Here is a 6,785-nt window from a genome sequence, read left to right on the forward strand (position 1 = left end):
CCGCGAACACCGGATACGCCTCATACAGCTCCCGGCCCATCCCCAACCGCTGCGCACCCTGCCCCGTGAACAAGAACGCCACCTTGCCCACCGGCCGCACCGCACCCCGCACCACCGAAGCCGCAACCCCACCCTCGGCCAGCACGGTCAGGCCCCGCACCAACTCCTCACGGTCAGCGACCGCAACCACCGCACGATGCTCCAACACCGCCCGCGACACCACCGACGAAAAACCCACATCCAACAGCGAAGTCGAAGCCCTTACCCGCTCCAGCAACTTGGCCGCCTGGGCGGACAGACCCGCCTCGCTCCGCGCTGACAACACCACCGGAACCACCGGCACCTCAACAACGGCGGTCGTCTCCGGCACCTCGACCACCGGAGCCTGCTCCACGATCACGTGGGCGTTCGTCCCACTCAGACCGAACGACGACACACCCACCCGACGCGGACGATCCCGCACCGGCCACACCCGCGACTCCGTCAACAACTCCACCGCACCCACAGACCAATCCACCTGCGGCGTCGGCACATCCACATGCAACGTCCTCGGCAACACACCATGCCGAATCGCCTGCACCGCCTTGATCACCCCACCCACACCCGCCGCAGCCTGTGTGTGGCCAAGGTTCGACTTCAGCGAGCCGAGCCACAACGGATCGCCGTCCGGACGGCCCTGCCCGTACGTCGCCAGCAACGCCTGCGCCTCGATCGGATCACCCAACCGAGTACCCGTCCCATGCGCCTCCACCAGGTCGACGTCCGAGGCCGTCAACCCCGCGCCCTCCAGCGCTGCCCGGATCACGCGCTGCTGCGACGGACCGTTGGGAGCCGTCATGCTGCTGGAGGCACCGTCCTGGTTGATGGCGCTTCCCCGGATCACCGCGAGGATCGGGTGGTTGTTCCGCTGGGCGTCCGACAAGCGCTCCAGCATGAGGACGCCGACGCCCTCCGAGCAGCCGGTGCCGTCCGCGTCGGCGGCGAAGGACTTGCAACGGCCGTCCTTCGCCATGCCCCGCTGATGACTGAAGTAGAGGAACATGTCCGGCGTCGTCATCACCGTCACGCCGCCGACCAGCGCCATCGAGCACTCGTCGGAGCGCAGGGCCTGGGCGCCCAGGTGCAGGGCCACGAGCGAGGACGAGCAGGCGGTGTCCACCGTCAACGACGGGCCTTCGAGGCCGAGGGTGTAGGAGACGCGCCCCGAGACGAGGCTGCCGCCGGTCGTGGCGGCGGCCTCGGTGCCCAGCGCGTAGTCGTGGTACATCAGGCCGGCGAAGACGCCGGTCCGGCTGCCCTTCAGGGAGAGGGGATCGATCCCCGCACTCTCCACCGCCTCCCAGGACGCCTCCAACAGCAACCGCTGCTGCGGATCCATCCCCAATGCCTCACGAGGCGAGATACCGAACACCCCGGCATCGAAATCAGCCGCGTCGTACAGAAAACCACCCTCACGCGTCACCGTACGATTCGGCTTCCCCGGCTCCGGATCGTAAAGCCCCTCCACATCCCACCCACGGTCCACCGGAAACCCCGACACACCGTCCCGGCCCTCCACCACCAGATCCCACAACTCATCCGGAGAACCCACCCCACCCGGATAACGACACGCCATCCCCACGATCGCAATCGGCTCGCCGCTGGACTTGCGTTCGGCGGCAGCGAGCCTTTTGCGCATGTCGCGCAAGTCGGCTGTCGCCCGGCGCAGATACTCGAGAAGTTTTTCCTCGTTACTCACCGAGCATGCCCTCCTGTGTCATGACGTTCAGCGGACCGCGGACCCGAGCAGGTGACGGAATGAGCGGGACAAGGGAATGAAGCGTGGGACCACTCGGAAAATTACGGTGCCGGTGGACCTGTTGCCCACCCCTTAGTCGTGCCCTGGGCCCCCCACAATCGGGCCCCTGCCCCACCCCGGTCACCCCAGAGCCGGGGTGGGGTTGCCGAACCGTCCCGATGGGTGGCGCGCAGCCGATCGGAGCCCGTAGGACCGGCCTCACCTGCGAGGGAGGACGCGGCCACGGAGCGCCGGCCCCGTCCCTGCAGCCCGGATCCCCCTTCCGGTGACGCCTTCATAGGGGCGGGTAGGGGTACTGGTTCGGGCCCGCCGGGGCTAGCGTCGGGGCCCGGTATCCCATGCCCGCCGGGCACGTGGGCAGCCGGCTGTCCGCGGGCGGATTCTGCCGCTGCGGGCCCGGCGCGGGCCGGCGATCCCGGAACAGCCTTCCACCCCTTCGCGCCTGAAACCGGAGTCATCATGTGGGATGAACAGTTCGACATTCTCCTTCGGAAGCAGATGTCCTTCCTTCCCCCGGACGAGCCGATCACGGGGGACATGAGAATGCGCGAATACGGTCTCGATTCGCTGGGCATGATCGAGCTGCTCGCCGGCCTCGAATCCGCTTACGCCGTGCACTTCCGCGACGAGGCGCTCTCCCTGGAGATATTCGAGACCCCGGACGTTCTCTGGAACGCACTGCAACGTCTGCGCTGAGGGCCGGTGACATGCATAGCGTCCCGGCATTGCGTCTGCACGAGGGCGACCGGGCCCGGCTGGAGGCTCTGACCCGCATGTCGACCGCGCCCGCCGGGCTCGTCCGGAGGGCACGGATCGTGCTGCTCGCCGCAGGGGGTGCCTCGAACACGGAGGTCGCCGCCCAGCTGCGGGTCTCCCGTCCGACCGTCATCAAGTGGCGTACGCGGTACGCGGATGCGGGTATCGCGGCGCTCGGCGACCTGCCCCGGCCGGGACGTCCCGCAACAGTGGACGAGGTGGCGGTGCTCGTCGCGACACTCGCGGACGGCGCCAGGCCGCCGGCCCGGCTGCGGGCCCCGTACTGGTCGTCGCGGCTGCTCGCCGGTGAATTGGGGATCGCCCACTCCACGGTGGCGCGCGTGTGGCGCAAGTGGGGGGTCCGGCCGCATCGTCCCGAGGCCTTCCAACTGCCCGCCGTTCCGCCCCTGCCGCCCGGGGTTCATCGCGGGGTCGTCGGTGTCTTCCGCGCGTCGTCGTGGAACGCCGTGGTCCTGCGGGCGGACGAGCGGACGGGGCACCGGGCCGAGGAACGGTTCCGCCCCCTGCTGGTCGACCGGGCCGGACCGGGGGCGGACAGCGCCTCCGCACCGGCCGCCTTCCTCAACCTCCTGGACGCCGTCGCCCAGGCCCACCCCTACCCGAGGCTGCACCTGCTGCTGAACGGGACGGGTGCGGTGCGTTCCCGGGGCGTACGCGAGTGGCTCGTGAGAAATCCCCGGGTCTCCCTGCACCATGCGCCGGCCACCCGCTCCTGGGCCGATCTCACCGAGGTCCTCCTGCGGCTCGCGGGCACCGGGCACCGCTCCACCTCATCCATCCATCGCCAGCCGGGGAACACTCATGGACCAGACGTCGGCCCACGCCCTCTATGACCGTTTTCTGCGCGGACTCGCGCGGTCCCCGCAGGGGGTCGCCATCCGGGCCGGCGACGCCTCGTTGACGTACCGGGAACTGTACGACCGGGCGCTGAGCTGGGCGGGCTCGTTGCTGGCCGCGTTCCCGGAGCGCCCGGCCGCGGTGGGCGTGCTCGCGGGCAAGGGACTCGACGCCTATACGGGCATCCTGGCCTGCCTGTTCACCGGGGTGCCGATGGTTCCGCTGCAGCCCTCCTTCCCCGTGCTCCGCACTCTCCAGATGCTCGAAGCGGCTGGGGTCCAGGCGCTGATCGTGGACGGCGAGGCGGTCACGGCGCTGGAGAAGCTCCGCGCCGAAGGCGTCACGCTTCCCGCTCTGCTGGAGGGGGCCGAGGGCGGCACCGCCGGGGTGATCGCCCCCGATCCGGCTGCACGCCTGACCCATCCGTGCCCGGTCGCGCCCGACGACGTCGCGTACGTGCTCTTCACCTCGGGCTCCACCGGCCGCCCCAAGGGCGTGCCGGTCACGCACGCCAACGGAGCCCACTACTTCGGCCTGCTCGACGCGCGGTACGACTTCGGTCCGCACGATGTGTTCTCCCAGAACTTCGATCTGAACTTCGACTGCGCGATGTTCGACCTGTTCTGCGCGTGGGGCGCCGGTGCCACGCTGGTGGCCGTGCCGCCGAACGCTTACCGGGACCTGCCCGGGTTCGTCGCCGAACAGGGCGTCACCGTCTGGTTCTCCACCCCCAGCGCGATCGGCCTGATCCGCCGTACGGGCGGGCTCGCGGACGGCGCACTGCCCTCATTGCGCTGGAGCTTCTTCGCGGGCGAGGCGGTGACCTGCCAGGACGTGACGGACTGGCAGCGCGCGGCGACGGGTTCAGCCATCGAGAACCTCTACGGTCCCACCGAGCTGACGATCACCATCACCCGGCACCACTGGTCACCCGAGCGGTCGCCCGGGATCTCCGTCGCGGGTGTCGTCCCGATCGGACCGGTGCACGCGGGGCACGCCTGGATGCTGCTCGGCACGGACGGCGAACCGGAACCGCTGGAAGGAGAGTTGTGTGTCGCCGGACCGCAGCTCACCGCCGGCTATCTGGACCCGGCCGACGACGCGGGCCGGTTCCTGGACCGGGACGGACTGCGCTACTACCGGACGGGCGACCGGATCCGGCTCGGCGAGGACGGGCAGTTGCTCTACCTCGGCCGACTGGACCAGCAGGTTCAGGTCCGTGGCGTACGGATCGAACTGGCGGAGATCGACGAGGCGTTGCGCCGGTGCCCGGGGGTGGACGACGCCGTCGCGGTGCCGGTTCCCTCCGAGCAGGGCGTCACTCTGGCGGCTTTCCACACCGGCGAGCGCGTGCCGCCCGTCACCCTGGCCCGCGAGCTGAGCAACACGCTCCCCCGGTCCGCACTCCCCCAGCATTTCTTCCACATCGCGGAATTTCCGCTCAACTCCAATCGGAAGATCGACCGCCGCGCGCTGCTGCACCGCGCACTGGAGCTGCTCGGCCGACCGCGCTGAAACCCAAGCACGGCAGGGCCCCGGAGCCCTGGTCCGCCATCGATGAGTACGCGACACGCCGACGCGTACCTGATACGCTCAGCGTGTTACGTACCCAGGGTCATGACGCAGGAAGGCATGGACGATTGCCATGACAGAAAACAAGCCCCGCGCGGGGCTCAAGGAATGGCTCGGCCTCGTGGTGATCGTCCTGGTCACCCTGCTGATCGCCATTGACATCTCGGTTCTCGGCTTCGCGATCACGCCCATCAGCGAGTCGCTCAGGCCGAGCGCCACCCAGCTGCTGTGGATCATGGACATCTACAGCTTCGTGCTGGCCGGTGCGCTGATCACGATGGGCTGGGTGGGCGACCGCTTCGGGCGTCGGAAGCTCCTGATCATCGGCGCCCTGGTCTTCGGCGTCGCGTCCGCACTCGCCGCGACGGCGGACAGCCCCGAGATGCTCATCGCCTCGCGCGCCCTGCTGGGACTCGGCGCCGCGACGCTGACGCCGACCTCCCTGGCCCTGATCCGCAACATGTTCCACGACTCCAAGCAGCGGAAGTCGGCCATCGCCGCCTGGAGCGGGACCCTCGCCACCGGGGCGGCCCTCGGTCCGGTCGTGGGCGGCCTGCTGCTGAACCACTTCTGGTGGGGCTCGGTCTTCGTGATCAACACCCCGGTGATGGTGCTGGTGCTGATCCTGGCCCCGATCCTGCTGCCGGAGCGGCGCGACCCCTCGCGCGGCAAGCTGGACGTGCTCGGTGCGTTCCTGTCGGTCGCGGGCATCATGCCCTTCATCTACGGACTCAAGGAGCTGGCCGTCGACGGCTGGTCCCGCGAGTCCGCGATCTGGGCCGCCGTCGGCGCCGTCCTGCTGATCGCCTTCGTGCAGCGCCAGCGCATGACGTCCCACCCGCTCATCGACATCTCGCTGTTCCGCTACGGCGGCTTCACCGGGGCCATCCTGACGAACCTGATGGTGATGTTCTCCTTCATGGGCGTCAGCATCCTGACCAACCAGTACCTCCAGATGGTGCTGGACATGACACCCTTCCGGGCGGCCCTGTGGTCCATGGCGGTGATGCCGGCGATCGGCATCGCGGTCGGCCTCGTCTCGGCCCTCTCCCGCAAGGTCAAGCCGGTCTATCTGGTCGCCAGCGGCATGCTGGTGATGGCCATCGGTTTCGGCGTGCTCAGCCGCCTCACCGTGGATTCGAACGTCGCCGTCCTGCTGGTGGGCGTGGGGCTGATGGCGGCCGGCATGACGGCCTCCAAGACGCTCACGGCGGAGATCGTCGTCACCTCCGCGCCGAAGGAGCACGCCGGATCGTCCACCGCCACCTCGGAGACGTTCACCGAGTTCGGCAGCGCGTTCGGCTTCGCCGTCATCGGCAGCATCGGGTCCGCCATCTACCGGCATGACATGAACGCGGTTAACCCGGCCGGCCTCGGCGGCGAGGCGCTGGAGGCGGTGCGCAACACGATCGGCGGTGCCGCGACCGTCGCCGCCCAGCAGCCGGCCGCGGTCGGCGCCGAACTGCTCGCCACCAGCCGCGAGGCCTTCACCCACGGCCTCCAGGTGGCAGCGCTCTCCGGGGCCGCCGCCATGGTCGTGGTCGCCGCGATCGTCGCCGTGCTGCTGCGCAAGGTACCGATCGAGACGGGCGAGCCGATCGACCCGTACGACATCGACGCACCCGCGACCGTGCCCTCCCCCAAGCGCATGCAGCCCACCGCGGGCTGAGCCGGCCGGGGGCGCCGCACGCGTGGAAGGGGGCTGGTTGCCCACCCGGCCGGGTGGGCAACCAGCCCCGTTGATAATATCGGAGGGGAGGGTAAGAGTGTAGAGCCGTGGGGGGTGGTCGCGGGGGGGGGC

Annotated in this window: 5 protein-coding genes; 4 read left to right on the forward strand and 1 reads right to left on the reverse strand. The window is 69.7% G+C overall.

The annotated features are described in order from the left end of the window. Positions 1-1,738: type I polyketide synthase (locus tag ABZ434_RS35850; RefSeq protein WP_359146231.1), on the reverse strand; the 1,738-nt coding region annotated here is incomplete at its 3' end. Between the two features lie 558 nt (positions 1,739-2,296). Here ABZ434_RS35850 and ABZ434_RS35855 point away from each other — a divergent pair. The 4 genes from ABZ434_RS35855 (at position 2,297) to ABZ434_RS35870 (ending at position 6,653) form a co-directional block, all read left to right on the forward strand. Continuing rightward, positions 2,297-2,494, forward strand: coding sequence for an acyl carrier protein (locus ABZ434_RS35855; protein ID WP_359146243.1), 198 nt, complete (start codon positions 2,297-2,299; stop codon positions 2,492-2,494). Positions 2,495-2,523: 29 nt separating this feature from the next. Beyond that, positions 2,524-3,408, forward strand: coding sequence for a helix-turn-helix domain-containing protein (locus tag ABZ434_RS35860; RefSeq protein ID WP_359146234.1), 885 nt, complete (start codon positions 2,524-2,526; stop codon positions 3,406-3,408). Next, the gene (locus ABZ434_RS35865) at positions 3,377-4,927 is read left to right on the forward strand and encodes an AMP-binding protein (protein ID WP_359146237.1); all 1,551 of its coding nucleotides are present in this window, start codon (positions 3,377-3,379) and stop codon (positions 4,925-4,927) included. Before ABZ434_RS35860 ends, ABZ434_RS35865 begins: the two co-directional genes overlap by 32 nt. A gap of 130 nt (positions 4,928-5,057) precedes the next feature. Beyond that, positions 5,058-6,653 carry an MFS transporter gene (locus ABZ434_RS35870; RefSeq protein ID WP_359146240.1) on the forward strand — a complete coding sequence of 532 codons (1,596 nt, stop codon included), beginning with the start codon at positions 5,058-5,060 and terminating at the stop codon, positions 6,651-6,653. The last annotated feature ends 132 nt before the right edge of the window (positions 6,654-6,785 follow it).

It is taken from the genome of Streptomyces sp. NPDC005761 (assembly GCF_040630635.1).
In the GTDB taxonomy this organism is placed as follows: Bacteria; Actinomycetota; Actinomycetes; order Streptomycetales; family Streptomycetaceae; genus Streptomyces.